Annotated in this window: 25 protein-coding genes; 23 read left to right on the top strand and 2 right to left on the bottom strand. The window is 33.6% G+C overall.

What is annotated here, in order from left to right:
- Nucleotides 1–94: 94 nt before the first annotated feature.
- The 19 genes from nrdR (at nucleotide 95) to HMPREF1864_RS01920 (ending at nucleotide 20,572) form a co-directional block, all read left to right on the top strand.
- Entirely contained in the window at nucleotides 95–553 is a 459-nt protein-coding gene (nrdR, locus tag HMPREF1864_RS01830; RefSeq protein WP_062571138.1) for a transcriptional regulator NrdR, read from the top strand.
- 1 nt (nucleotide 554) lies between these two features.
- Complete coding sequence (locus HMPREF1864_RS01835) at nucleotides 555–1,856, top strand: replication-associated recombination protein A (protein WP_062571139.1); 1,302 nt, start codon at nucleotides 555–557, stop codon at nucleotides 1,854–1,856.
- 72 nt (nucleotides 1,857–1,928) lie between these two features.
- Nucleotides 1,929–3,317, top strand: coding sequence for an asparagine--tRNA ligase (asnS, locus tag HMPREF1864_RS01840; protein WP_062571140.1), 1,389 nt, complete (start codon nucleotides 1,929–1,931; stop codon nucleotides 3,315–3,317).
- Between the two features lie 23 nt (nucleotides 3,318–3,340).
- Nucleotides 3,341–5,752 (top strand): leucine--tRNA ligase, encoded by a 2,412-nt coding sequence (gene leuS / locus HMPREF1864_RS01845; protein WP_062571141.1) that lies wholly within the window; start codon nucleotides 3,341–3,343, stop codon nucleotides 5,750–5,752.
- 48 nt (nucleotides 5,753–5,800) lie between these two features.
- Nucleotides 5,801–6,676, top strand: coding sequence for a YicC/YloC family endoribonuclease (locus tag HMPREF1864_RS01850; protein ID WP_062571142.1), 876 nt, complete (start codon nucleotides 5,801–5,803; stop codon nucleotides 6,674–6,676).
- 22 nt (nucleotides 6,677–6,698) lie between these two features.
- Nucleotides 6,699–7,319, top strand: coding sequence for a guanylate kinase (gene gmk, locus HMPREF1864_RS01855; protein WP_062571143.1), 621 nt, complete (start codon nucleotides 6,699–6,701; stop codon nucleotides 7,317–7,319).
- Nucleotides 7,316–7,618 (top strand): DNA-directed RNA polymerase subunit omega, encoded by a 303-nt coding sequence (gene rpoZ, locus HMPREF1864_RS01860; protein ID WP_062571144.1) that lies wholly within the window; start codon nucleotides 7,316–7,318, stop codon nucleotides 7,616–7,618. Before gmk ends, rpoZ begins: the two co-directional genes overlap by 4 nt.
- A 1-nt stretch (nucleotide 7,619) precedes the next feature.
- Nucleotides 7,620–8,813, top strand: coding sequence for a bifunctional phosphopantothenoylcysteine decarboxylase/phosphopantothenate--cysteine ligase CoaBC (coaBC, locus tag HMPREF1864_RS01865; RefSeq protein WP_062571145.1), 1,194 nt, complete (start codon nucleotides 7,620–7,622; stop codon nucleotides 8,811–8,813).
- Nucleotides 8,814–8,842: 29 nt separating this feature from the next.
- A complete protein-coding gene (priA, locus tag HMPREF1864_RS01870; protein ID WP_062571146.1) occupies nucleotides 8,843–11,182 on the top strand; it encodes a primosomal protein N' in 2,340 nt (779 codons plus the stop codon).
- An 8-nt stretch (nucleotides 11,183–11,190) separates the two neighbouring features.
- Nucleotides 11,191–11,682, top strand: a complete 492-nt coding sequence (gene def / locus HMPREF1864_RS01875; protein WP_062571147.1) for a peptide deformylase — start codon at nucleotides 11,191–11,193, stop codon at nucleotides 11,680–11,682.
- Complete coding sequence (gene fmt / locus HMPREF1864_RS01880) at nucleotides 11,682–12,608, top strand: methionyl-tRNA formyltransferase (protein ID WP_062571148.1); 927 nt, start codon at nucleotides 11,682–11,684, stop codon at nucleotides 12,606–12,608. Before def ends, fmt begins: the two co-directional genes overlap by 1 nt.
- Complete coding sequence (locus HMPREF1864_RS01885) at nucleotides 12,608–13,300, top strand: zinc metallopeptidase (protein WP_062571149.1); 693 nt, start codon at nucleotides 12,608–12,610, stop codon at nucleotides 13,298–13,300. Before fmt ends, HMPREF1864_RS01885 begins: the two co-directional genes overlap by 1 nt.
- Entirely contained in the window at nucleotides 13,300–14,595 is a 1,296-nt protein-coding gene (gene rsmB / locus HMPREF1864_RS01890) for a 16S rRNA (cytosine(967)-C(5))-methyltransferase RsmB (protein WP_062571150.1), read from the top strand. The genes HMPREF1864_RS01885 and rsmB overlap by 1 nt, the downstream gene beginning before the upstream one ends.
- A gap of 117 nt (nucleotides 14,596–14,712) precedes the next feature.
- Entirely contained in the window at nucleotides 14,713–15,732 is a 1,020-nt protein-coding gene (gene rlmN, locus HMPREF1864_RS01895; RefSeq protein ID WP_062571151.1) for a dual-specificity RNA methyltransferase RlmN, read from the top strand.
- Nucleotides 15,733–16,449 (top strand): Stp1/IreP family PP2C-type Ser/Thr phosphatase, encoded by a 717-nt coding sequence (locus tag HMPREF1864_RS01900; RefSeq protein WP_062571152.1) that lies wholly within the window; start codon nucleotides 15,733–15,735, stop codon nucleotides 16,447–16,449.
- 7 nt (nucleotides 16,450–16,456) lie between these two features.
- Nucleotides 16,457–18,445, top strand: coding sequence for a Stk1 family PASTA domain-containing Ser/Thr kinase (gene pknB / locus HMPREF1864_RS01905; protein ID WP_062571153.1), 1,989 nt, complete (start codon nucleotides 16,457–16,459; stop codon nucleotides 18,443–18,445).
- Nucleotides 18,445–19,296 (top strand): ribosome small subunit-dependent GTPase A, encoded by an 852-nt coding sequence (gene rsgA / locus HMPREF1864_RS01910; RefSeq protein WP_062571154.1) that lies wholly within the window; start codon nucleotides 18,445–18,447, stop codon nucleotides 19,294–19,296. The genes pknB and rsgA overlap by 1 nt, the downstream gene beginning before the upstream one ends.
- The gene (rpe, locus tag HMPREF1864_RS01915) at nucleotides 19,296–19,940 is read left to right on the top strand and encodes a ribulose-phosphate 3-epimerase (protein WP_062571155.1); all 645 of its coding nucleotides are present in this window, start codon (nucleotides 19,296–19,298) and stop codon (nucleotides 19,938–19,940) included. Before rsgA ends, rpe begins: the two co-directional genes overlap by 1 nt.
- Nucleotides 19,937–20,572 (top strand): thiamine diphosphokinase, encoded by a 636-nt coding sequence (locus HMPREF1864_RS01920; RefSeq protein ID WP_062571156.1) that lies wholly within the window; start codon nucleotides 19,937–19,939, stop codon nucleotides 20,570–20,572. The genes rpe and HMPREF1864_RS01920 overlap by 4 nt, the downstream gene beginning before the upstream one ends.
- Before the next feature lie 180 nt (nucleotides 20,573–20,752).
- On the opposite strand, the gene HMPREF1864_RS01925 is transcribed toward HMPREF1864_RS01920, so the two are convergent.
- Both HMPREF1864_RS01925 and HMPREF1864_RS01930 read right to left on the bottom strand, forming a co-directional pair.
- A complete protein-coding gene (locus tag HMPREF1864_RS01925) occupies nucleotides 20,753–21,991 on the bottom strand; it encodes a carboxylate--amine ligase (protein ID WP_062571157.1) in 1,239 nt (412 codons plus the stop codon).
- A 72-nt stretch (nucleotides 21,992–22,063) separates the two neighbouring features.
- Entirely contained in the window at nucleotides 22,064–23,029 is a 966-nt protein-coding gene (locus tag HMPREF1864_RS01930; RefSeq protein WP_062571158.1) for a tRNA modification radical SAM protein MnmL/YtqA, read from the bottom strand.
- 100 nt (nucleotides 23,030–23,129) lie between these two features.
- On the opposite strand from HMPREF1864_RS01930, the gene HMPREF1864_RS01935 reads away from it, so the two are divergent.
- The 4 genes from HMPREF1864_RS01935 to HMPREF1864_RS01950 are packed head-to-tail and all read left to right on the top strand — an operon-like array spanning nucleotide 23,130 to nucleotide 26,764.
- Nucleotides 23,130–24,026: a tetratricopeptide repeat protein gene (locus HMPREF1864_RS01935; RefSeq protein ID WP_062571159.1), complete on the top strand. Its 897-nt coding sequence runs from the start codon at nucleotides 23,130–23,132 to the stop codon at nucleotides 24,024–24,026.
- A complete protein-coding gene (gene map / locus HMPREF1864_RS01940; protein ID WP_062571160.1) occupies nucleotides 24,023–24,778 on the top strand; it encodes a type I methionyl aminopeptidase in 756 nt (251 codons plus the stop codon). The genes HMPREF1864_RS01935 and map overlap by 4 nt, the downstream gene beginning before the upstream one ends.
- A 3-nt stretch (nucleotides 24,779–24,781) precedes the next feature.
- Nucleotides 24,782–26,146 carry an MATE family efflux transporter gene (locus HMPREF1864_RS01945; protein ID WP_062571161.1) on the top strand — a complete coding sequence of 455 codons (1,365 nt, stop codon included), beginning with the start codon at nucleotides 24,782–24,784 and terminating at the stop codon, nucleotides 26,144–26,146.
- Nucleotides 26,147–26,158: 12 nt separating this feature from the next.
- The gene (locus HMPREF1864_RS01950; RefSeq protein ID WP_062571162.1) at nucleotides 26,159–26,764 is read left to right on the top strand and encodes a peptidylprolyl isomerase; all 606 of its coding nucleotides are present in this window, start codon (nucleotides 26,159–26,161) and stop codon (nucleotides 26,762–26,764) included.
- Nucleotides 26,765–26,766: the final 2 nt, after the last annotated feature.

The raw sequence follows: 26,766 nt of genomic DNA on the forward strand, positions 1-26,766 counted from the left end.
TTTTTATATTGTTTTGCAATTGATTAATAAATTTTTAAGTGATATTATTTAGTTAAATGGTCCTTTTGGACCTTATTTGAATGAGGTGAAAAGTATGAAATGTCCTTTTTGTGGATACGATGACTCCAAAGTACTAGACACAAGACCTACTGATGAAGGTAATACAATTAGAAGAAGACGTGAGTGTTTAAAGTGTCAAAAGAGATTTACGACTTATGAAAAAATTGAACAGTCACCAATTATGGTAATAAAGAAGGATGGAAATAGGCAGGCCTTTGATAGGGAAAAGATTATTAGAGGGATGATAAAGTCTTGTGAAAAGAGACCTGTTTCTGCTGCTGATATAGAAGAAGCCGTTAATAATATAGAAAAGAAAATTGAAAACTCTATGAAAAAAGAAGTTAGCTCTCTTGAAGTTGGTGAAATGGTAATGGATGAGTTAAAGGACCTTGATGAAGTTTCTTATGTTAGGTTTGCATCTGTATATAGAGAGTTCAAAGATCTTCAATCCTTTATAGACGAATTAGAAAACTTTGTAAAAAAGAAGAATTAATATGGACTTATTTGAGCTTAGTATGCAAAAAAATTTGGAGACCAAGGCACCACTTGCTGATAGGATGAGACCAAGGACTCTAGAAGAATTTTTTGGTCAAGACCATATTATTGGTGAAGGGAAGTATCTCTCTCGGTTAATAAAAAGTGACAGGCTTACTTCAGTCTTGTTTTATGGACCTCCTGGAGTTGGGAAGACAACTTTAGCAGAAATTATTGCAAGAACTACTAATAAAAATTTTGTAAAGCTCTCTGCTGTAACTTCAAATTTAAAAGAACTGCGTGAAGTCTTAGCAAAGGCTGAAGACTCTATGAAGTTTGACAATGTATCAACCATAGTTTTTATTGATGAAATCCACAGATTTAACAAGAGTCAGCAGGATGCTCTTTTGCCCTTTGTTGAAAGAGGTGTTATAAGTCTAATAGGTGCTACAACTGAAAATCCATATTTTGAAGTAAATAGGGCCCTTCTATCAAGAATGCAAATAATAAACTTGCATCCACTTGAAGATAAAGACCTTGAAGCTATTGTGGATAAGGCCTTAAATGATAAGGAACGTGGACTTGGCAAGAAAAATATAAAAATCAGTGAGGATGCAAAAAATATTTTAATAAAAAACTCCAATGGAGATGGAAGGTATTTATTAAATAGCTTAGAAATTGCAGTTCTCTCGACCAATCAAGTTGATGGAAAAATATTAATTGATAGAGATGTCATTGAAAACTCCCTACTCATAAAAAACGTCAAGTACGATAAGAATAATAATGAGCACTACGACACAATTTCAGCCTTTATTAAGTCTATGAGAGGGTCTGATCCTGACGCTGCCTTAATATATCTTGCAAAGATGCTAGAAGGTGGAGAAGATATTAAATTCATTGCAAGGAGACTTATAATTTTTGCATCAGAAGATGTGGGTAATGCAAATCCTCAAGCTATTCAAGTGGCTGCAGCTTGTTTTAATAACATAAATGCTGTGGGAATGCCTGAAGCAAGAATAATTTTGGCACAGACAGCTACTTATCTTGCAACATCAGAAAAATCTAACGCAGCCTATCGTGGCATAAATAAGGCTATGGAAGATGTAAAAAATTCAAATAATATTGATATTCCAAAGTATATAAGAGACAAGAGAAATCCACAAAATGAAACAGATGAAAAATACTTATATCCCCACGATTATGAAAATGCCTACGTGGAACAAAAATATATGCCTGACAATTTTAAGGGGAAAAAATATTACGAGCCAAAAGACATTGGCTATGAAAGAAAAATAAAAGAATATTTAGATAGTTTGAAATGAGTAAAATTGACAAACAGAGCAATTAATTATATACTTAACAATTAAGTAAGAAATTGAAAATTAGGAGGAATTATGTCAATTAGCATTAGAGATATATTTAAAAATCCAGAAGATTTTTTAGATAAAGAAATAGTATTAAGTGGTTGGGTGAAAACATCTAGGGCTTCAAAAAACTTTGGTTTTATTGAACTCACTGATGGAACAGTTTTCAAACCTATTCAAGTTGTTTATGGTAAAGAATTAGAAAACTTTGACGAAGTTGAAAAATTTCCTATAAGTTCTTCACTTGAAATAAGCGGAAAAATTGTTAAATCACCTGGGAAAAATCAATCTTTTGAATTACAAGCAAATAAGATAGAAGCAATCTGCTCATCAGATACATCTTATCCACTTCAAAAGAAAAGACACACAATGGAATACCTGAGAACAATAGCTCATCTACGTCCAAGAGCAAACACATTTAATGCTGTTTTTAGAGTTAGATCACTAATTGCCTATGCAATTCACAAGTTCTTCCAAGAAAAGGGATTTGTTTACGTACATGCTCCAATTATTACAACTTCAGATGCTGAAGGAGCAGGAGAAATGTTCCAAGTGACAACTCTTGATATTGATAAGATTGCTAAGTCTGAACCAACAGAAGTTGATTATTCTAAGGACTTTTTTAACAAAAAGACACACCTTACAGTATCTGGTCAATTAGAAGCAGAAGCTTTTGCTGAAGCCTTCAGAGATATTTATACATTTGGACCAACTTTTAGGGCAGAAAACTCAAATACACAAAGACACGCTGCAGAATTCTGGATGATTGAACCGGAAATGGCCTTTGCAGACTTAAATGTAAACATGGACGTGTCAGAAGAAATGTTAAAATACATCATTTCTTATGTCCTAGAAAATGCACCTCAAGAAATGGAATTTTTCAACAACTTCATTGACAAGGGTCTACTTGAAAGGTTACACAATGTTGTGGAAAATGAATTTGCTAGAATAACTTATACAGAAGCAATTGAAATTCTAGAAAAGGCTGACAAGGAATTTAATTATCCTGTAAGCTGGGGAATCGACTTACAAACAGAACACGAAAGATACATTACAGAAGAAATTTATAAAAAGCCAGTTTTTGTAACTGACTATCCAAAGGAAATCAAAGCCTTCTATATGTATGAAAATGATGATAAAAAGACTGTTGCAGCTATGGACCTCCTAGTACCAGGTGTTGGTGAAATAATTGGAGGAAGCCAAAGGGAACACAGATTTGAAGTTCTAGAAGAAAAAATGAAAAACATAGGAATGAATATGGAAACTTACGATTGGTATCTTGACTTAAGAAGATACGGATCTGTAGTTCACTCTGGATTTGGTCTAGGATTTGAAAGGGCAGTAATGTACATTACTGGAATGAAGAATATAAGAGACGTAATTCCATTCCCTAGAACTGTTGGAAATGCTGAATTTTAATATTTGAAATTTTAGGAGTTATTATGAATAAATATACACCAAATGATATAGAAAAAAAATGGCAAGATTTTTGGGATGAGCATGAATCCTTTGTATGCGAAAACAATTCAGATAAGGAAAAATTCTATGCTCTAGTAGAATTCCCATATCCATCAGGACAAGGACTTCACGTAGGTCACCCAAGACCTTACACTGCCCTTGATATAGTTTCTAGAATGAAGAGAATGCAAGGCTACAACGTACTTTATCCAATGGGATGGGATGCCTTTGGACTTCCAACAGAAAACTATGCAATAAAAAATAAAATTCATCCAGCACTTGTTACAAAAAATAACATTGCTCACTTTAAGAAACAATTAAAGTCAATAGGTTTTTCCTTTGATTGGTCTAGGGAAATTAACACAACTGACCCTGAATATTATAAGTGGACACAATGGATTTTCTTACAACTTTACAAAAAAGGACTTGCTTATAAGAAAGAAATGCCAATAAACTGGTGCCCTTCTTGTAAGGTTGGACTTTCCAATGAAGAAGTTGTTGGTGGAAAGTGCGAAAGATGTGGTGAAGAAGTTGTAAGACGTGTTAAGAGCCAATGGATGCTTAAGATTACTGAATACGCAGATAGGCTTATCGAGGACTTAGATGATCTTGACTTTATTGATAGGGTTGTAACACAACAAAAGAATTGGATTGGTAGAAGTGAAGGAGCAAGTATTAACTTCTCACTTAAGGACTATGATGAAAAACTTGAAGTTTTCACAACAAGACCAGATACAATTTACGGGGCAACTTATATGGTAATAGCACCAGAACACCCATTAATCGAAAATCATGCTGATAAGATTGAAAATCTAGATGAAATAAATGCCTATAAGGCAGAGTGTGCTAAGAAGAGTGACTTCGAAAGAACTGAACTTGAAAAAGACAAGACAGGTGTAGAAATAAAGGGAATTAAGGCAATTAATCCTCTTACAAATAAAGAAATTCCAATTTGGATTTCTGACTATGTTCTTATGACTTATGGAACAGGTGCTATCATGGCTGTACCTGCCCACGATGACCGTGACTATGACTTTGCAAAGAAGTTTGGTCTTAATATTGTTCCAGTAATCGAAGGGTCAGATGTGTCAGAACATGCAAACACTGAAACGGCTACTGGAAAAATGATTAATTCAGGTATCCTAGATGGACTTGAAGTTAAAGATGCAATAGCTAAAATGATTAACTATCTTGAAGAACACAAGCTTGGAAATAGAAAAATTAACTACAAATTAAGAGACTGGGTATTCTCAAGACAAAGATACTGGGGAGAACCAATTCCAATAGTTTACTGTGAAAAATGCGGTTACGTAGCTCTTCCTGAAGAAGAACTTCCACTTCTACTACCAGAAGTTGAAAACTATGAACCAACTGACTCTGGTGAATCTCCACTTGCAAAGATGACTGATTGGGTTAACACTACTTGTCCAAAATGTGGTGGACCCGCAAAGAGAGAAACAGATACAATGCCACAATGGGCTGGATCATCTTGGTACTTCTTAAGATATACTGACCCTCACAACGATAAGGCACTTGCAAGCAAGGAAGCTCTTGAATATTGGACTCCAGTAGACTGGTATAATGGTGGTATGGAGCATACAACTCTTCACTTACTATATTCAAGATTCTGGCACAAGTTCCTATATGATATTGGTGTCGTTCCAACTAAGGAACCATATCAAAAAAGAACGTCTCACGGGATGATTCTTGGTGGCAACAATGAAAAAATGTCAAAATCTAGGGGAAATGTTGTAAATCCAGATGATATTGTTAGAGATTATGGTGCAGATACATTGAGATGTTATGAAATGTTTATTGGTGACTTTGAAAAACCTGTACCTTGGTCAGAAAATGGTGTTAAGGGTTGTAGAAGATTTTTAGAAAGAGTTTGGAATCTACAAGAAATTGTTGTTGATGGTGATGAATATAGTAATGAATTAGTTAGTGAAATGCATAAGACTATTAAAAAAGTAACTGAAGATTATGCAAACTTAAAAGCCAACACTGCAATCGCACAACTTATGACTCTTTCCAACGAGTTTGGTGACCTTGGAAAGATTACTAAAGAGGACTTTAGAACTTTCTTAATTTTATTAAATCCAGTTGCGCCTCATATCACAGAAGAATTATGGGAAGTTTGCAACTTAGGTGGAGTATTATCTGAACAAGCTTGGCCTGAATTTGAAGAAGAATTAACTATTGATAATGAAATAGAAATTCCAGTACAATTTAATGGAAAAGTAAGATATACAATTAAGATTGAAAGAGATGCTTCACAAGACAAGGTACTTGCAATGGCAGAAGAGGACGAACTTTTTGCCAAAAATACTGAAGGTAAAAATATAGTTAAGAAAATTTATATTCCAAATAAGATAGTTAATATTGTAGTAAAATAAAATGAAAAGCACTTTTTAGTGCTTTTTGTTCTTTATGAGGAGTAATTTATGAATAGCATGACTGGCTACGGCCTTTTTGAAAAAAAGTGTGAAGATTTTTATATAAAAGTAGAGATGAAGTCTGTTAACAACAGGTATCTTGACATGAACATAAGAATGCCTAGCTCAATTATGTATGCAGAAGAAGCTGTAAGATCTTTTATAAAGTCAAAAATAAAAAGAGGCAAGGTTGATGTATTCGTAAGCTTTGAATACTTGGACTCAAGCCAGGTTGAAATAGATATTGACTATAAGCTTTTAAATAAGTATATTATTATAAGTAAAGAATTAGAGGAAAATTTTGGATTAAGTTCAGACCTATCCTTCTCCAAAATTATGAAGGACTCAAATATAGTCAAACCACAAAAAGCTGATTTTGATGGCGACTATATTAAGGAAGAACTTTTAAGAGTTCTTGATGAAGCAGCAAAAGATTTTATTAAATCAAGAGCCTTTGAAGGGGAAAAGATTAGGGAAGATTTTAAAGTAAAGCTTGATGAAGTTGAAAGGCTTACTTATTTTATTGAAGAGAGAGCCCCTATAAGCTTAAATGAAAATGAAAATAGATTAAGAAATAGGTTAGCCGAATTTCTACAATCAAGTGAAATAAATGAAGATAGAATTCTAACAGAGATTGCTATAATGCTAGATAAACTTTCAATTGACGAAGAAATTACAAGGCTTAAAATCCATATTCAAAATTTTAATGATATAATAAATGAAAAGGGACCAATTGGAAGAAAATTAGACTTTCTAATTCAAGAAATGAATAGGGAAGCTAATACCATAGGTTCAAAATCCAACGATATAGAACTTACAAGTACAGTTGTAATGCTAAAATCAGAAATAGAAAAATTGCGTGAACAAGCGCAAAATGTTGAATAATAAAAATTAGGATGGTGATTATTTGGACGGCGGATTTTTATTAGTTTTATCAGGTCCTTCTGGTTCCGGAAAGGGAACAGTAAGTGAAGCTTTAATGAAAAATAATGACGATATAATTTTCTCAACTTCTGTTACCACTAGGACACCTAGACCAGGAGAAGTTAATGGCGAAAATTACTTTTTTGCCACAAGAGAAGAATTTGAAGAAATGGTAGAAAAGGATGAACTTTTGGAACATGCCTTTGTTCACACCAACTACTACGGTACACCAAAGAAATTTGTTTTTGATGAAATAGAAAAGGGTGAAATCGTCCTACTTGAAATAGATGTACAAGGAGCCCTTCAAATCAAAAAAAAATATAAGGAAGCAGTTTTTATCTTCTTAATTCCACCAACAATGGATGAATTAAGATCTCGACTTGTTAAGAGAGATACAGAAACTGAAGATGAGATTGAAACAAGATATAGAAATGCCTTTAGAGAACTTGACTTCGTAGGAGAATATGACTACTTTGTTATCAATGATGTTATAGATAATGCTGTAAAGGATATCGAAACTATTATCGCAGCTGAAAAACTTAGGGTTAAAAGGCATAAGAATATTAAGAAGGAAGTTCAAGCAGAAGAGGAGAGAAGCAAATGATTATACCATCTTTTAAAGAATTAAAAGAAGTTACAGATTCAAGATATGAACTTGCAATCCTAGTGTCAAAAAGAGCAAGAAAGCTTATTGATGGGAACCCATCTCTTGTTGACACAGATAGCAATAAGCCAGTTTCAATAGCAATTGAAGAAATCATGGCTGGAAAAATAAAATTTGGAGAAAGATTAAGCGACTCTGAATACGAAGAAAAAATCGCTGAAGAAAAAGAAAATCTTATCCAAGAAATCAAACAAAAAAAGATTGAAGATTTAAATAAAGAGGAAGCAGAAGAGGAATAAGATGTTAAAAGGTAAAAAAATTCTACTTGGAGTTACAGGTGGAATTGCAGCTTATAAGTCCCCGGGTATTTGTAGCCTTTTGAGAAAATTAGGAGCAGAAGTAAAGGTTATAATGACCAAAAACGCTACTGAATTTGTAAGACCTCTTACTTTTCAGACTATGTCTAACAATCTTGTGCATGTTGATATGTTTAATCAACTTTTAAATATGGATGTTGAGCACATATCTCTTGCTAAGTGGGCAGATATAATTGTTATTGCACCAGCTACTGCAAATATTATTGGGAAATTTGCCAATGGCATAGCTGATGATATGCTATCAACTGTCCTAATGGCTTCAAGGTCTAAGGTAATGTTGGCACCTGGTATGAATACAGTGATGTTAAACTCAGAGGCTAATCAAAAAAATATGCAGACTCTTAGGAATAGGGGAGTTATAATCTTAGACACTAAAGAAGACCTTCTTGCTTGTAATGACTACGGTAGTGGTAAGATGCTAGAGCCAAGTGAAATAGTTGATGAAATTGACAGGGCTCTTACTGAGAAGGATCTTGAAGGCAAGCACATTGTAATAACTGCTGGCCCTACAAGAGAGGCACTTGATCCAGTTAGATTTATTTCCAATTACTCTTCAGGGAAAATGGGCTATGCTATAGCTGACAATGCAAAAAAAAGAGGAGCAAGGGTAACTCTTATTTCAGGTCCAACTAAAATAGAAGTTCCAAAGGTTGATAACTTTGTTAGGGTAGATTCAACTCGTCAAATGTTTGAAGCTGTTGGGAAATATTTTGACGACTGTGACGTCTTAATCAAGGCCGCAGCTCCAAGTGATTATAGACCAAAGACTTATAGTGAAGAAAAGATTAAAAAGGGTAGTGATAGTCAGATGAATCTCATTGAGATGGAAAAGAATCCTGACATTGCTGCTCACTATGGTAGTCTAAAGAAAAATCAAGTTATAGTTGGTTTTGCAGCTGAGTCAACTAACATCTACGAGTATGCAAAGGAAAAACTAATTAAAAAGAATTTTGATATTATTGTTGTTAATAATATTAAAAGAGAAGGTGCAGGTTTTGGCAGCGACACTAACATAGTTTCTATTATTTCAAGAGACAAGATCGATGATTTAGAAATTATGAGCAAGACGGAACTTGCAAGAGAAATTTTAGATAGGGCAAAAAAACTTATGAGCTAGAGAAATCTAGCTCTTTTGTAGGTGAAGATATGTTTGCAGATATTTTTATAGAAAATAATTTTCAAAAAATAGATAAACTTTATACATATATAGTAAAAGATGATGTTCAACCTGGTATGCGAGTTCTCGTAAATTTTGGTAAATCTTACCGAGTTGGTATCGTCCTTTTTTTGCACGAAAATTATTCTGGAAGTCAGCTAGAAAAATTAAAAGAAATTCATTCTGTCCTTGATGATGAACCAATAATTTCTGAAGACATAATTAAACTTGGATTATGGATGAAGGAAAGATACCTCGTAGGTTATTCAAAGGCCTTTTCTCCAATCCTACCTCCTGGAAACCTACAAAAAATTAAAAAGAAAATCCTTGTTGAGAAGTATCCTCATGGCAAGGACCTAGAGGACTTAAACTCTATTGACCTGTCAAAATATTTTGAAGACTTAAGTGAAGATGAAAAAATTATTATTAAGAGACTAAGGGCCAAGGGCTATCTAAAATATATTTATGATTCGCTAGTAGCTATAAAGCCAAAACTTGTTAATTATTTAAAAGTTTCAGAGAATTTTGATTCAAAAAATCTTGAGGGCATTAGTGAAAAACAAGCTCAGGTTTTTAATTTTATAAAAGATAAGAAAGATATCTCTCGAGTGGATGCTATGACAGGTCTAAATATATCTTATTCTCCAATAAAGACTTTAATAAAAAGAAACTTAATAGAAGAATATAAAAAAGAAGTTAATAGAGAACCTCTAGAAAATCCTTATAAGAAAAATAAGTTGGCATTAAATGATGAGCAGCAAGAAGCTTTAAAAAGTATAGAAGAGACTGACAAAGTTGTATCACTACTCCATGGCCTCACTGGGTCCGGTAAGACTGAAGTTTATTTGAATCTAACATCAAGAGTCATAGAAGATGGTGGACAAGTTATTGTCCTTGTACCAGAAATTGGTTTGACACCACAAATGATTGAAAGGTTTAAATCTTGGTTTGGCAAGGATGTGGCAATAATTCATTCTAAGTTATCTTCAGGTGAAAGATATGATGAATACAGAAAGGTTTTAAATGACCAAGTAAAGGTTGTCGTTGGAGTGAGATCTGCTGTCTTTGTACCTTTTAAAAATTTAAAAATGGTTATTGTTGACGAAGCTCACGACTCTTCTTATGAATTCCATGACAATTTAAAGTATGATACTATAGAAGCTGCTATTAATAGGATGAAGGATAGGGGTAAGGTAGTTCTTGGATCTGCAACTCCTTCTGTGGAATCATATTTTTATGCTAAGAAGGGATTTTATAATCTTTGCCAATTAAAAAACAGGGCCAAGAAAGGAGCCTTCCTCCCAGATACAGAAATAGTTGACATGAGAGACGAACTTATTATGGGAAACGTCTCAATATTTAGTAGAGACTTAAAAAAAGCTATAGAAGAAAAGTTAAAGAATAAGGAACAAGTTATATTGTTTTTAAATAGGAGGGGCTTTTCTAATTTTATTTCTTGCAGGTCTTGCGGGGAAGTTATAAAGTGTGATGACTGTGACATATCTATGACTTATCACAAATCAAAGAATAGACTAATATGTCACTATTGTGGAAAGACAAAACCACTGCCTAAGTTATGTCCTTCATGCGGGTCTAAATTCATAAAACAATTTGGAGTTGGAACTCAAAGGGTAGAGGAAGAAGTCAAAAAATATTTTCCAGAAGCTAGGGTCTTAAGGATGGATAGGGACACAACTGGCAAGAAAGATTCCTTTAATGAATTTTATGAGAAGATAAAGAATAAGGAAGCTGATGTTATTATAGGAACTCAAATGGTATCTAAGGGCTTTGACTTTGAAGATGTAACTCTTGTTGGCATAGTCGCAGCAGATTTATCTCTATACATTTCTGATTACAAGGCAAGGGAAAGAACCTTCCAACTTATAACTCAAGTCGCAGGAAGGGCAGGACGTGCATCAAAGAAGGGACAAGTTATAATTCAAACCTACAGTCCCGACAGTGAAGTTATAAATTACTCTGCTAAGGGAGATTATGAAGACTTCTACGAGTATGAAATTGAAGAGAGAAAGACTTTTTTGTATCCTCCTTACACAAAATTAATTGAACTTGAATTTTCATCTTACGATGAAAATCTAACTCAAGTTTGGGCAGAAAAATTTTTACAACAAATGTCTATTGACTTAAAGGGAATGGGTATCATGGTAACAAAATTTATCAAGATGCCTAAAATAAAGAATATAAACAAGACTAAATTTTCCCTTAAGGTAAAGCCTAAGGACCTGGCTTTGTTAATAGAGGGTCTTAATAGGGTAATAATTAACAGCAAGATAGAAGATGAAAGAAAAATAATATTAAATATAGAATTTTAGGTGATTTAATGGCAATAAGAAAAATTAGAACAGATGAAGATCCAATTCTTAGGAAAACATCAAAAATAGTTACTAATTACAATGATAGATTAAAACTTTTAATAGAGGATATGTACGAAACCATGGATATGGCCTATGGAGTAGGTCTTGCTGCCCCTCAAATAGGAATCCTTAAGAGATTAATTGTTGTTGACAATAGGGAAGACGAGGAAGAAGAAGGCGAAAAGCCCATGAGATTTTATATGATAAATCCTGAAATTATAGAAAAAGATGGAGAAGAAGTCTCAATGGAAGGATGCCTTTCAGTTCCTGGGAAACAAGGGACAGTTAAAAGGGCAAAACACATTAAGGTGAAGTACAATGACTTAGAAGGTCAAGAGATTATTATGGAAGCAGAAAACTTTTTGGCTAGGATTATTCAACACGAGACAGACCACCTTAATGGAATACTTTATACAGACAAGGCAATAGAAATGTATGAAGTGGAGAGTGGTGAATAATGAAGTTTATCTTTATGGGAACTCCTGAATTTTCTGTTCCCATTTTGGAAAGATTAAATAAGTTAGGAGAAGTTGCCCTTGTAGTATCTCAAGAAGATAAGAGAAAGGGCAGGGGAAAAAAGTTTACTAAAACTCCCGTAAAAGAAAAGGCAGAGGAACTTGGACTTGAAGTTTTCCAACCAGCAGATGTAAATTCTCCTGAAGCAATTGAGAAATTAAGACAAGTTCAAGCTGATATTATTGTTGTTGTTGCTTATGGTCAAATTTTAAGCCAAGCTATAATAGACCTGCCAAAGAAATATATAGTAAATGTTCACGCTTCCCTTTTACCTTATCTAAGAGGGGCAGCACCAATTAATAGGGTCATTATGGAAGGCCACTCAAAGACTGGGGTCAGCCTAATGAAGGTTGAAGAAGGTCTTGATGCCGGACCAGTTTCCGCTGCGAAAGAAATTGAAATTGGAGATATGAATGCAGGAGAACTTGAAGATAAACTTTCACAAATGGGTGCAGATTTACTAGAAGAATTTATCCTAGAAGCTTCTAAAGGACCAGTAAAATTTATAGAACAAGATGAAGCAAAAAAATCTTATGCTAGTAAGATATTAAAAAATGATTTAGACTTAGATTTTAATGCCACTTCTTTAAACATCGTAAATAAAATAAGGGGTCTTAGTCCACACTATGGAGTAAGGTTCAAATATGATGATAAGTTCTATAAGATTTACAAGGCAGAAAAACTTGATGATAATTGTGAAAAAGAAGCAGGTACAATTATAAAATCAGACAAAGAATTAATAATTAAAACAGGTGATGGGGCAATCTCTGTTAAAGAAATACAAGCACCAGGAAAAAGAGCAATGGGAATAGATGATTTTTTACGAGGAAATAAATTCCAAGAAAATTATGTGATTGGAGGAAAATAATGTTTGGACCATATTTTTATGCTTATGATTTCTCTTATTTAATTTATATACTACCAGGCTTAATTCTAGCCATGTATGCACAGGCAAAAATTAGCTCTGCCTATGAAAAATATAAAAAAATTCCAGCGTCAACAAATTTAAGTGGCGCAGAAGTTGCCAGGGAAATTTTAGATAGAAATGGACTTTCTAATGTAAGTATTAGGATGGTTGATGGGAAACTTTCGGATCACTATGATCCTAGAGATAAAACTTTAAACCTATCAAGAGATGTTTATTATAAAAATTCAATTGCATCAGTTTCTATTGCAGCCCATGAAGTTGGTCATGCCATTCAAGATTCAGTGGACTATGCTCCTTTAAAGTTTAGAGCAGCCCTAGTTCCACTTGCAAATCTTGGCACACAGGTCTCCTTCTTTTTAATAATACTAGGCTTTTTCTTCTCTATATTTTTTACCAAGTTAGGCATTGCTCTATTCTTCTTTGTAGTTTTATTTCAAATAGTTACCTTGCCTGTTGAGTTTAACGCATCCAATAGGGCGAAAGAAGAGCTTGCTATGGGAATTATATCTGAAGAAGATTTAAAGGGCACAAGAGAAGTTTTAAGTGCAGCGGCACTAACATACGTTGCATCTACTTTAGTTGCAATTGGACAATTTTTGAGATTACTTAGTATATTTGGAAGAAGAGATTAATGAAGAACGCCAGAGATAAAGCACTACAAATAATTAATGATGTCCTCTATAAGGGGACATTTTTAGAGGAAAGTTTAGAAATTTTAAAAAAATCAAATATTGATGAAAGAGACTTTGCCTTCATTAAAGAAATAAGTACGGGGGTTGTGAGAAATAAAAGTTACTTAGACTACGTTATAAGAGAAAATTCTAAAGTTAGCTTCAATAGGATTCACAAAATTATACTTAGTATCTTGGAGATGGCTATTTATCAAATGTATTTTCTCGACAAGGTTCCTGATTACTCCATTGTTGATGAATCTGTAAATCTTGCAAAAATTTATGGCAACAAGGGTTCGATTTCTTTCACCAATGGAATTCTAAGAAGTATTTCAAAAAAGAAACCTCTTCAAGTTACCTTGAAGAACTCAATAGATAATCTCTCAACTTATTATTCTCATCCAAGATTTTATACAGAGTATTTTTATGAAAACTATGGAGAAGAATTTACAAAAAAACTCCTTAAGTCTAATAACGAAAAGCCACCCTTTACTATTAGGGTTAACACTTTAAAAACTAATAGGGATGAACTTATTAAAAACTTAACCAAGGCTGGCTTTGGCATCGAAGAGACAACTTATAAGAATGCCTTAAATGTTTTAAATCCCAATGGAATTATAGACACAGAATTTTTTGACAAAGGTCACTTCTATGTCCAAGACTTAGGCTCCATTTTAGTTTCTACATTTTTAAATCCAAGCAAGGATTCAAAGGTTCTTGATCTTTGTGCAGCACCTGGTGGGAAGACAAGTCACCTATCAGAGCTTATGGATAACACAGGAGAAATTGTTGCTTGCGATAAGTCCAAGGGAAAAATTAAATTAATAAAAGAAAATGCAGAGAGACTCGGTTGCAAAAACATATCACCAATGATTAATGATGCCAGAGTCTTGAAGGAAGAGTTTATTAATAAATTTGACTACGTCTTAGTTGATGCACCTTGTTCTGGCATTGGTCTTTATAGGAAGAAGCCAGACATAAAATGGAATAAAGGCATTGAGGACTTAAAGGAACTTGGACTAATTCAATTAGAAATTTTAAACAAGGCTAAAGAATATGTAAAAGAAAAAGGACTCTTACTCTACTCGACTTGTTCTCTATCAAAGACTGAGAACGAAGATGTAATTGATAACTTTTTAAAAGAGAACGAGAACTTTAAAATAAAAAAATTAAGAGACAAGGATGTCTTAAAACTTTTCCCATCAGTTGAAGGTTCAGATGGTTTTTCCATTTGTCTCTTAGAAAAAACTTCATAAACTAATCAAGACTGTGAAAATTTTTCGCAGTCTTTTTTGTATTTGATTAATTTCATTAAATCTCTTTTTATTTGTAGATGTCTAATGGTATAATGATTAGATGAATAGGTGGTTTTAATGGAATTAAATTCTATGTATGAAGATGAACTGCGCAAATTTTTTGAAGATAGAAAAGAGAAGACCTTTAGAGGCACGCAACTTTTTACTTTTTTCCACGATAAAAAAAGATATGATGTGGAGAATTCAAATCTTTCGGCAAAGGCCATCTCATTTATAAAAGATGAAGAAGTAAATAAAATAGAAATATTTAAAAGTTTCGATTCAGACCTAGATGAAACAAAAAAGATGCTCTTTAGACTAAAGGATGGAAACCTAATTGAGGGTGTCTTAATGGAGTACAAGCATGGTTATTCTCAATGTGTATCTACTCAAGTTGGTTGCAGAATGGGTTGCGATTTTTGTGCTTCAACAAAGTCGGGACTTGTGAGAAACCTTAGTGCTGGTGAAATGCTTGGTCAGGTTTATGAAATCGAAAATAAATATAATATAAAGATTTCAAATTTTATATTAATGGGAAGTGGCGAGCCCCTTGATAACTTTGATGAAGTGATTAGATTTATAAAACTTCTTCACAGCGAGAAGGGTCATAATACATCTTATAGGAATATTACAATTTCAACTTGTGGAGTTGCCGATAAGATTTATAATCTTGCAGACTTAAATCTTCCAATTAACCTGGCAGTAAGTCTACATCAAACGAATGACAAAGATAGGTCAGCACTTATGCCAATTAATAGGCGTTTTAATCTTGCTGAACTAAAGAAATCCTTGGAATATTATGTAGATAAGACTAATAATAGGATTACCTTTGAATACACAATGATAAAAAATCAAAATGATGGATTTAAAAATATTGATGACCTATATAATTTTGCAAAAAATTTAAAGTGTCACGTAAATTTAATTCCCTTAAATCCCATAGAAGAATTCAATGAGAAGAGGCCTTCTAAGGCCGAAATTAATGACTTCAAAAACAAGCTTGAGAAAAAGGGATTTAATGTAACGATAAGAAGAGAACTAGGTAGCGACATCAGTGCCTCATGTGGACAACTTAGGCGTAAGATCGAGGTGAAATGAATGAAAGTAGTATCAGCAACAAATGTAGGTAACTACAGAAAAAACAACGAAGATTCATTTTATGTAAATGAGTCAAAAAACTTATATCTATTAGCTGATGGAATGGGAGGCCATCTTGCAGGTGAAAGAGCATCTAAGATGGCAACGGAAATAATTGGTGAAGATTTTGCAAGTGAAAGAGAGGTAGTAAGCATTGATGATGCAATAGAGATTCTTTCTTCTTCAATTAGAGATGCCAATAAAAAAATTTATGAAAGCTCCCAAGAAAATGAAGATTATAGGGGAATGGGAACCACTTTATCAAGTGGACTTATTTTGGATAATGTTCTTATTTATTCTAATATAGGAGATTCTAGAATCTACAGGATAAATGAAGACATGGAACAAATAACTCAAGATGATTCCTTTGTAAATTATCTAATTGAAATTGGAGAAATTACGGAAGAAGAAGCAAAAAATCACCCCAAGAAAAATGTCTTAACTAAGGCTATGGGGACCACATCTGATATAGAGGTTATAGTTAACACTCTTAACATTAAGGATAAGGATGTATTTTTATTTTGTTCAGACGGGCTAACAAATATGGTTCCTGATGAGGATATATTTAAGATTGTAAAAGAGAACAGCCCTGAAGAAGCTAGGGATATGCTTCTTGACTTAGCCCTAAAAAATGGTGGCATGGATAATATTACATTTATTTTAGTATTTAATGAGTAGGTGGGCAATGATTAATAAAATTTTAGGAAATAGATACGAAATATTAGAAAAAATTGGCACTGGTGGTATGGGCAATGTATTTAAGGCTCATGACAGCAAACTTGATAGGATAGTTGCCATTAAGGTTCTAAAATTAGAATATAATGAAGATAACAATTTTATAAGAAAATTTAAGAGAGAGTCACTTGCAGCAGCAAGCATCTCTCACCCAAATATAGTTAGCATTTATGATGTTGGGACTGAAAAGATTCAAGATAAGGAAGTCCACTACATTGTTATGGAATATATTGATGGAAAAACTCTTAAGGACTTAATTAATGATGAAGGAAGACTTTCTGAAAAGAGGGCCTTAAACTACTGCATACAAATTGCCGAAGCCCTTAAAGTTGCCCACTCTAAGCATATAGTCCACAGAGATATAAAGTCTCAAAATATTATGGTCACAAGGGATGATAGGATAAAGGTTACAGACTTTGGAATAGCGAGAGTAGCAGACAACACAACTGTGACAGCTACAAATGCTGTTATGGGTTCTGTTCACTATTTTTCACCAGAACAAGCTAGAGGTGCAAAGGTAGATAATAGGTCTGATATTTATTCTCTGGGTATAGTTCTTTTTGAAATGTTAACTGGTAGGTTGCCTTTTGATGCAGATAACCCTGTATCTGTTGCTTTGATGCAAGTACAATCTCAGATGCCAAGACCTTCTGAATTTATTAAGAGTCTTGACCCATCTGTTGATGCCTTAGTTTTAAAGATGACTGAAAAAGATCCAGATCATAGATATAAGGATGTCTTTGAACTTATTAAGGACATTAAAGATTACACAATGGGGGCAAAGACTTTCTCAGTAAATAGAGTTTACGAAGAAGATGAGGATGCAACAGTTGTCACTCCACCTGTTAATAGAAGGCCAAATAGGAATCACTCAAATAATTTGGATGCCAAAAGACCTAACAAACCAAAAAAAGTTCTAAAAAAGAAAAAATCTGTGGCTCCAGCCCTATTGGGGATATTCTCGGCTATTGTAATTATTGCTCTCTTAATTTATGTAGTTCCAAAGGCAATAAAGGGTATGAAGTCTGGTGACGTAGTTGAAAAAATCGCTATTGAAAATTACATTGGAAAGACACGTGAAGAAGCCAAGGAACTTATAGAGGCTCAGGGCTTAGTATTAGATGTTAATACCGTGGAAAATGAAAATGAGCCTGATGGAGTGGTATTAGGACAAAATCCAGAAGAAGGAACTACTGTTGAAAAAGGAAGCACAGTTACACTTGAAATTAATGAACTCCCAGATTCTGTACCAGTCCCACCACTTAAGGGATTGTCAGAAGATGAAGCAAAAAAATTACTTGAAGAAAATTCACTAAAATTAGGTTCTGTAGAAGAAGAATTTAATGACACTGTTGAAGAAGGTAAGGTCATTTATTCAAACCCTGATGGAGGTTACTCAGTAAAAAGAGGAACAGCTGTAAAACTTATTGTATCTAAGGGGGCTGACAAGACTCCAGTTGTTTTAGGCGACTACAAGGGTATGGACCAAGATGTTGTTGTAAATCAATTAAAGAGTCTTGGACTAACTGTTGTTATAGAAAACGGATATAGTAACAAGGTTTCTGAGGGTCAAGTTTATGATATGGATCCAAAGTCAAAAACAAGTGTAGAAAAGGGATCAACTGTCACACTTTATGTATCAAAGGGACCTAAAACAGATTCTGATGATAGGAATGAAGATAAAAATAGTGACGATAACAACAAGGATGATAATTTTAACAAGGTAAATCATATAAAGATTAAGGTTCCTGATGATGGAGATAGCCACAAGGTTTCTGCTGACAGGGTAAGAGATGGCAATGGAAATAAAACAGGAGGTCAAACTGTATGGAACTACAATGTTGAAGCTGGGGACGTTGCAAGTGTTGAACTTATAGGTCCTGGTGATTACAACATATATGTTGATGGCAACCTTGTAAAAACTGAAAAGATAAGATAATGATTGGAAAGATAATTAAACTAACTGGTGGTTTTTACTACATTCTTGCTGAGGGACAAGTTTATGAGACTAGGGCAAGAGGAAATTTTAGACATTCCAAGGTGGAGCCAATAGTTGGTGACAAGGTAGAATTTAAATATGAAGAAAAGACTCTGGGATATATTGAAAAAGTATATCCCAGAAAAAATATGCTCACAAGGCCAAAGGTAGCCAATGTTGACATGGCTCTAGTTGTGGTTCCTGTTATGGATCCAAAATATAATTTAATGACAATAGACAAGACTATTATACAGGCAGAGTACCAAGACATTGATGTGGCTATTATAATAAATAAGTGTGATCTAGATAGGGAAGTGAGCAAGAAACTTGCAAGTCTTTATGAGAACTCTGGATTTAAAACCTTTATGATATCTGACAAGGACGATTCTATAGAAGACTTAAGAGATTATATAAGGGGAAAGACAGTTGCCCTATGTGGAGTTAGTGGTGCAGGCAAGTCAACGATTACTTCTAGGATATTGGACAAGGACCTTGAAGTCGGGAAAGTCTCTGACAAGACGAGAAGAGGTAAGCACACAACAAGACACACAGAAATCCTATTTAAGGATGATATATATATCTTTGACACACCAGGCTTTTCTTCCTTAAACTTAAATATTAACAGTGATGATTTAAAAAATTATTTTAGAGAATTTGAAAAATATTCATCTTGTAAGTTTAACAACTGCAACCACATAAGAGAACCACAGTGTGGGGTTAAGCAAGCTCTTAAAGCTGGAAAAATTGAAAAAGAAAGATACGATAACTACTTATACATTTTTGAAGAATTAAAAAGCAAAGGAGAATACTAATGATTTCACCATCACTACTCTCAGCAGATTTTACAAATTTAGAAAAAGAAATAGAGATACTCAAGGAAGAGAAAGTTGACTTTCTTCACCTTGATATCATGGATGGGAACTATGTGCCAAATATTTCCTATGGTCCTGGTATAGTGAAATCCTTGAGGCCTTTAACAGATATTCCCTTTGACACCCACCTAATGATTGAAAGACCAGAAAATTTCATTGAGGATTTTAAAAATGCAGGCTCGGACATTATAACAATCCATCCAAGTACAACCAAGCACCTTGATAGGACACTTTCACTTATTAAGTCTCATGGTATAAAGGCAGGTCTTGCCCTTAATCCATCAGACAGTCTTGAAGTCTTAGATTATACTTTAGACAAGCTTGACTTAGTCTTAATTATGAGTGTTAATCCAGGCTTTGGTGGACAAAAATTTATCCCATCTGCTCTTAGAAAAATATCTGAAGTAAAGAAGATGATTGAAGAAAGAAAGCTCAAGACCCTAATTGAAGTTGATGGTGGGGTTAAGCTAGACAACGCAAGAGAAGTTCTAAAGGCTGGAGCTGATATACTTGTTGCAGGCTCTGCAATTTTTCAAAAAAATAAGACTAGGGAAAATATAAAGGCATTTAAGGAATTGTTATGAAAAAAGCATTATTAATTTCTGGTGGCAGGCAAGTTTCTAAAGAACTAATAGAAAAGCATCTTGATAGGTTTATAATTGTAGCAGATGGTGGCGCGAGACTTCTTATGAAGTATGATTTAGGAGCCAATCTTCTATTAGGTGATCTTGATTCTATTGGAGAGGAAGCCCTAACTTATATTAAGGAACACAAGATAGAAGTTAAAAAGTTTCCTGCTAAAAAAGATTTCACTGACACAGAGCTGGCCTTATCTTACTTAGTTGATGAAGGCTACAAGGATATTGTTATTCTTGGTGCACTGGGAACAAGACTTGACCACGAACTTGCTAACCTATTAAACCTTAAAAAATTATATAATAAGAAGATAAAGGCAAAAATAGAAGATGATTATAATGAAGTTATTTATGTAGAAGAAGGAACTTATGACTTCATAAAAAACAATAAAAAATATTTTTCTTTAATAAATGCTGGTGATAGGATGAACTTTACAACTAAGGGGCTTTATTACGAAGTAGAAAACCTCGAAATTAATTCAGAAAATCCTAGCAGGGGAGTTAGTAATGAAATGGTGGGAGATAGTGCTACTATAAAAATCAATTCTGGCTCAGCCTTTATCATTCAGTCGAGAGATTAAGATTAAGCCCAAGCTTTAAGAAGCCTGGGTTTTTCTTTTATAATATTAAAAACACTTGTGAATTTAAAATTTTAAATAAGAATTAGAAAGTAAATTATAGTTAGCTCTTAAATATTAATTTAATACTTAACATTTAAGGTCAAAGAAAAACCAGCTCCATATCAAAGAGCTGGTAAATTTTTATTTTTCTAATTTATAATACATTTTGTAATGCTTTATTGATCCATATTTTCTCTTTAGATAAGTTATTTCTCTAGAAAGGCTAAAGTCCTTTTTGTTGTTAATTGTAAATTCATAGCCATTCCTTAAAAGCTTATCAATTGTCTTGTGGTATTTTTTATTTGTGTATTCTTTTAAAAGTTTTGGATGGGCATTTATCCAAATTTTTGAAGTATCCTTGTGGTAATAAACCTCTTCTTCAAAGCCAAGGTCTAAGAGGTCACGAATGTAAAAATCAAGAACATTTACGCCACCAGCAGCCATAAAGTAGTGACTTTGTGGAAGTCTTAGGTTCATCTCAAAGGCCTTGAAGCTATTGTCTCGTGGATCGTATTTTAAGTCTATGTTTGAAAAGCCAGTGTAGTGAATTGACTCTAACTTTTCTTTATAGAATTTAAAAAGTTCTGGCATATATCTTGTATAAATCGCATCATTATTTCCAATCCTTAGTGGAAGTGGATCGGCAAGAAGAATTTGACCATAAACCATCATCCTAACTTTTCCATTCTTGTCACAGTAGGCGTTAAAGGAGGCTTGGTTTGATGCAGGACCAGGAATAAATTCTTGAACAAGCATTGTACCTTCATAGTGGTTGTCATCGTAAATAGTTTTTACAACGGACTCAAGTTCTTTATAGTCAGATATTGTGTAGACCTTATACTTATTTGGAAAAGATAATTTCACATAGGAAATAGAATCGTTGGGCTTAAGTATAAGTGGAAATTTCAAATCAAGGTCTTTAATTTCCTTAGAAGAATTTATTATCGCAAATTTAGGATAGGGTATGCCAAGTTCTTCGCAGGTATTATAAAAATCAATTTTATTTTCAAGCCTTTCATTTAAGTCTGTTGATGGCGTATTAAACTTGTAATATTGTTTTATCTTTTCCTTGTTGTTTGATAGCAACTTGGAATACTCGTCACCGCATGGAATTGTAATCAGGCTGGCATCTTTATTAGCTTCTGCAAATTTTATCATTTCATTTACAAAAACTTCATTATCAGAAAAGTTTTTTATAATCTTTCTATCAAGAATCTTTGAATTGTCTGTAGCAGGAAGGGCCTTTTGACAAAAAACTGTGGAGATTAGACCATAGTTGTCATTTAAAATACGAGCAATCCCATAGGCATTTTCATCGGAACCAAGAATTACAAACTTAACTTTATATTTTTTTATTATATCTCTAGGAATATTTTTCATGTTTCTCCTTTTATCCATAAATTTATTTAGTCGCTATATCTTTATACATTATACACCAGTATAAGATAAAATTTAAGAAGGCTGGTAAAAAGCCCTATCCTTATCCTTCCAATAATGTACGATTTTTATTATCTCATCTTGAGAAATTATTTTTTTATTACTTTCCTTTAAAGCCTTGTCGATTTCAGAAATCACAGACAACTTGTCAGCACACCACTTAGGTTCATAAAGTTTTGACTTTGGTGGGTCACCTGTTATCCTGTGGACTACAGTATTCTCGTCAATCCTATCTAGGGCTCTAAGAATAAGATCAACATATTCCTCTTTCGAAAGAATTTTAAAATTTTTATTCTTGTATAGATTATAGATGGGTGAATCCTTTAAGATGTATAAATTGTGAAACTTCACTCCAAAGGGTGCAATGTCTTTTATATAATTAATTGTTTTCTCGAAGTCCCTTTGATCTTCATAGGGAAGTCCAAAGATAGCATGAATTAAATATAAAATATTAGCGTTCTTTAACTTATTTATAGTATCATCAAAAAGCTTATGAGAGTAGCCACGATTAATTAGCTTAATGGTATCTTCATTAACTGTTTGCATACCAAGTTCTAGCCAAAGTGTTTTTTTCTCAGAGATTTCTTTTAAATACTCAATCTTCTCATCATCAAGACAGTCGCACCTAGTTGCAATAGAAATTCCTCTTATATCGTCACGAGCTACGACTTGATCATAAATTCTTTTTAAATCATCAAGGTCCCCATAGGTGTTTGTAAAATTTTGAAAGTAGGCTATGTAGTTTTCAGCCTTCCATTTATTTTTTAAAAACTTTTTTTGACTTTCAATTTGTTCCTCTATACTTAAATACTTTGACCCAGCGAACTCTCCACTGCCTTCATCAGAACAGAAGATACAACCAGTATTTGACAGTCTGCCATCTCTGTTGGGACAAGAAAAACCGCCATCAAGAGAAAGCTTGACAGTCTTGCCTCCAAAGTATTCTTTAAAAAAGTCATTAAAGGATAAAAATCTTCTCACACTTATCACCACATTCATTATATATTTAATTAAAAATTATTTCTATCTCTGTGAAATTGAAAAAAATACTATATAATAGAATAGGAATTGAGGTTTTTTAATGGACTTAAAATTTAAAAACTATTTAATTTTAGCAGAAGACTTTTTATTAGATGGCGATTATGATAAGGCTGAGGACCTTTTACTAAGGTCGCTTAACTTTACATCTACCAAAGACATTGATGAAAGAATTTCAGTTTACTTTGAGTTAGCTGATATTTATCTAAAAAAAGAAGTTTATAATGAGGCAAAAAATTATTTTGAAAAAATTTTGGACTTAAAGGAAATGCCTGGTGCCTATTATGGACTTGCCATTACCAATGACTTCGAGGGTGGAGACACAGGCTACTCTATAGAAAATTATAAAAGAGCCATTGACTTAGATGATAATTATGACAGGGCTCACTATTACTTGGCTCATGCCTATGACAAAATGGGAGAGAGTAGGCTTGCCATAGATGAATTTAAAAAAGTTATTGACATAGATGAATTTGATTTTGTAGCCTACAATGACTTGGGATCTATCTATGAAGTTCTAAATGAAAATGAACTGGCAGAAAATTATGTAAAAAAATCATTAGATATTAAACAAGATTATGGGAGAGCCATCTATAATATGGGTGTCCTTAGTAAAAAGAAGGGCGACAACAAGCTGGCACTTAAATATTATTATGATGCCATAGGAAAATTTGAAAATCCCTTTTTATTTTTAAATATGTCAGCAATTTACATTGAAGAAAAGGACTATAAAGCTGCTATTGATATATTAAACAGGGGACTTATAGATTTTCCAAAGTCGGTAAATCTTCACTATAACAAGGCCTGCTCCTTCCACTTGCTTGGGAGAGATGACTTGGCTAAAGAAGAGATTATTAAAGCTATAGATATAAATCCAGATGCCTATCACTGGGCATTGAAGGACGATGATTTAAGCGAAATAGTAAAGGAGTTAAAATGATAATTATAAAAACAGAAGAGGAAATTAAGAAAATGCAAGTTGCTGGTAGGGTTTTATCAGACGTTCACCACAAGCTTAGAGATTTTATTAAGCCTGGTGTTAAGACAATTGAAATCGACAGATTCGTGGAAAATTATTTAAAGGAAAGAGGAGCCTATCCTGAACAAAAGGGTTACGAAGGCTATCCTTATTCAGTTTGTGCCTCTGTTAATGATGAAATTTGCCATGGATTTCCAACTGAATATGAATTAAAAGATGGAGATATAATTACAGTTGATATGGTTGTAAATGTGGATGGATGGCTTGCCGATTCAGCTTGGTCCTATGAAGTGGGCAATGTTTCACCTGACGCAAAAAAACTTTTAAGAGTAACTCGTGAAGCAATGTATAAGGGAATAGAAAAAGCTGTAATTGGAAATAGACTTGGCGATATTGGAGCAGCAGTACAAAAACACGCTGAAGACAATGGCTATTCTGTAGTAAGAGAATTTGTTGGTCATGGCATTGGACAAGAAATGCATGAAGACCCACAAGTTCTCCACTATGGAAAGCCTGGACGTGGTCTTAGAATCCAAGAGGGAATGGTATTTACTATTGAACCAATGATAAATATGGGCAAGAAGGAACTTACCATTGACGATAATGGTTGGACAGCAAGGACAAAGGACGGCTCTCTTTCAGCCCAATATGAGCACCAAATTGCAATTACAAAGGATGGTCCAATAATTATTACAGATCAAGGTGATTGTTAATAAATGAGGGAAGTCAATTTACTAAGGGGAAATATTTTTTCTGCCCTATTAAAAATGGCTTTGCCGCTAATGGGAACAGCCTTTGTTCAAATGGCATATTCTCTTGTAGATTTAATGTGGTTGGGACGACTCTCTACAGAAGCAGTAGCTGCTGTAGGGGCCTGTTCCTTTTTAGTTTGGATGGCTCAGGCCATAACCCTTGTTGCCAAGACAGGAGTTTCTGTTGGACTGTCTCAGGCCTTTGGAAGGAATGATGAGGAATCGTCAAAAAAAGTTTGGATAGCAGGATTTGTAATTAATTTAATTTTTTGTATAGGTTTAATGACCTTATACATAAGTATGAGAAATAATATTATTGGCTTTTATAGACTTGAAGAATCTGTCCATACTATGGCAATTGATTATTTATTAATTGTCAGTGGAGGACTTATTTTTACTTTTTTAAATCCAATCTTATCTTCAGCTTTTTTTGCTAAGGGAAATTCAATAACACCCTTTAAGATTTCAATTATTTCCTTAATTATAAATTTAATCCTGGATCCCTTTTTCATCTTTGGAATTTGGATATTTCCAGAAATGGGAATAAAGGGAGCAGCCTATGCCACTGTTCTTGCTCAGATGGTATCGAGCCTATTGTATTTTTACGTTGGAGTAGTAAATAGAGAAATATTTGTGAGGACAAATTATTTTAAGATGCCTGAAAGCTCTTACTTTAAATCAATTCTAAATCTTGGATTGCCTGCATCACTCCAGTCTTTAATTCACGCTTCAGTGAGTATGATATTAAATAGATATATAGCGAGCTTTGGAGCTCTTTACATTGCTGTTTATTCTATTGGATCACAAATAGAGTCTATTTCCTGGATGACTGCTGATGGTTTTGCAGTTGCCTTCTCTGCATTTTTTGGTCAAAACTTTGGAGCAAAAAATTATGAAAGGCTTCATCATGGAAGAAGAGAGGCCTTGAAGATTATAAACATAATTGGAATTTTTGCTACAGTCCTCTTATTTTTCTTTGCAGAAAATTTATTTAGACTCTTTATACCTAAAGACCCCCATGCAATTGTAGCCGGTATAGATTATTTAAAAATTCTAGCTTTTTCGCAATACTTTATGACTTTAGAAATTGGTACTACAGGTATGTTAAATGGACTTGGCCTCACGAGGTATCCTGCTATAAATTCTATGGTATTTAATGTGTTAAGGATTCCCATGGCTCTTTTATTAATGCAAGTTTTACATGTAAATGGAATATGGACGGCGATGACCCTATCATCAGTTTTAAAAGGAATATCTTTAACTTTTATGTATTATTATTTGCGAAAAAAGACTAAAGGTTTTAGAATTAATATGAAAAGTTATTTATGAAAGGGAGATAGAATGTTAAAACAATTTGAAAAACCTGCAATTGGAGAAAAAGTTGCAGTGCTAAAGACTAATAAAGGCGATATTAAGATTAGATTATTTGAAGAAGCAGCACCCCTTGCTGTTGAAAACTTCATTTCACTTATAGAAGACAAGTACTACGACGGAATAATTTTTCATAGGGTTATAGAAAACTTTATGATCCAAGGTGGAGACCCAAGTGGAACAGGTCGTGGAGGAGAAAGTAAGTGGAATAAACCTTTTAAGGATGAGTTTGATGTTAACTTTAGAAACTTTAGGGGAGCCCTTTCCATGGCAAACGCTGGTCCTAATACAAATGGATCTCAATTTTTTATTGTTCAAGGGGACAAGCTATCTGATGATATAATCTCCCAAATGAAAGAAGCTGGAGAAAAAAATGGTTATCCTGAAGAAATTGTAAAAGCCTACGAAGAAGTGGGTGGAGCTTTTTGGCTTGATGGAAAGCACTCTGTCTTTGGACAAGTTTTTGAAGGAATGGATGTAGTTGATGACATTGCAAGGACTAGAGTTGGCTTTATGGATAAGCCAATTAATGACATTGTAATAGAAGAAGCACTAGTAGAAGAGTATAAGGGATAAGG

It is taken from the genome of Peptoniphilus sp. DNF00840 (genome assembly GCF_001553125.1).
GTDB lineage: Bacteria > Bacillota > Clostridia > Tissierellales > Peptoniphilaceae > Peptoniphilus_A > Peptoniphilus_A vaginalis.

Bases quoted from the DNA above. Each gene is read 5' to 3' on its own strand.
- rpoZ (WP_062571144.1), top strand. From the start codon at position 7,316: ATGATTATACCATCTTTTAAAGAATTAAAAGAAGTTACAGATTCAAGA.
- map (WP_062571160.1), top strand. From the start codon at position 24,023: ATGATAATTATAAAAACAGAAGAGGAAATTAAGAAAATGCAAGTTGCT.
- def (WP_062571147.1), top strand. From the start codon at position 11,191: ATGGCAATAAGAAAAATTAGAACAGATGAAGATCCAATTCTTAGGAAA.
- HMPREF1864_RS01925 (WP_062571157.1), bottom strand. From the start codon at position 21,991: ATGAAAAATATTCCTAGAGATATAATAAAAAAATATAAAGTTAAGTTT.
- rsmB (WP_062571150.1), top strand. From the start codon at position 13,300: ATGAAGAACGCCAGAGATAAAGCACTACAAATAATTAATGATGTCCTC.
- HMPREF1864_RS01950 (WP_062571162.1), top strand. From the start codon at position 26,159: ATGTTAAAACAATTTGAAAAACCTGCAATTGGAGAAAAAGTTGCAGTG.
- fmt (WP_062571148.1), top strand. From the start codon at position 11,682: ATGAAGTTTATCTTTATGGGAACTCCTGAATTTTCTGTTCCCATTTTG.
- coaBC (WP_062571145.1), top strand. From the start codon at position 7,620: ATGTTAAAAGGTAAAAAAATTCTACTTGGAGTTACAGGTGGAATTGCA.
- priA (WP_062571146.1), top strand. From the start codon at position 8,843: ATGTTTGCAGATATTTTTATAGAAAATAATTTTCAAAAAATAGATAAA.
- HMPREF1864_RS01935 (WP_062571159.1), top strand. From the start codon at position 23,130: ATGGACTTAAAATTTAAAAACTATTTAATTTTAGCAGAAGACTTTTTA.
- HMPREF1864_RS01885 (WP_062571149.1), top strand. From the start codon at position 12,608: ATGTTTGGACCATATTTTTATGCTTATGATTTCTCTTATTTAATTTAT.
- HMPREF1864_RS01945 (WP_062571161.1), top strand. From the start codon at position 24,782: ATGAGGGAAGTCAATTTACTAAGGGGAAATATTTTTTCTGCCCTATTA.
- asnS (WP_062571140.1), top strand. From the start codon at position 1,929: ATGTCAATTAGCATTAGAGATATATTTAAAAATCCAGAAGATTTTTTA.
- leuS (WP_062571141.1), top strand. From the start codon at position 3,341: ATGAATAAATATACACCAAATGATATAGAAAAAAAATGGCAAGATTTT.
- pknB (WP_062571153.1), top strand. From the start codon at position 16,457: ATGATTAATAAAATTTTAGGAAATAGATACGAAATATTAGAAAAAATT.
- HMPREF1864_RS01900 (WP_062571152.1), top strand. From the start codon at position 15,733: ATGAAAGTAGTATCAGCAACAAATGTAGGTAACTACAGAAAAAACAAC.
- HMPREF1864_RS01850 (WP_062571142.1), top strand. From the start codon at position 5,801: ATGAATAGCATGACTGGCTACGGCCTTTTTGAAAAAAAGTGTGAAGAT.
- HMPREF1864_RS01920 (WP_062571156.1), top strand. From the start codon at position 19,937: ATGAAAAAAGCATTATTAATTTCTGGTGGCAGGCAAGTTTCTAAAGAA.
- rpe (WP_062571155.1), top strand. From the start codon at position 19,296: ATGATTTCACCATCACTACTCTCAGCAGATTTTACAAATTTAGAAAAA.
- rsgA (WP_062571154.1), top strand. From the start codon at position 18,445: ATGATTGGAAAGATAATTAAACTAACTGGTGGTTTTTACTACATTCTT.
- nrdR (WP_062571138.1), top strand. From the start codon at position 95: ATGAAATGTCCTTTTTGTGGATACGATGACTCCAAAGTACTAGACACA.
- HMPREF1864_RS01835 (WP_062571139.1), top strand. From the start codon at position 555: ATGGACTTATTTGAGCTTAGTATGCAAAAAAATTTGGAGACCAAGGCA.
- rlmN (WP_062571151.1), top strand. From the start codon at position 14,713: ATGGAATTAAATTCTATGTATGAAGATGAACTGCGCAAATTTTTTGAA.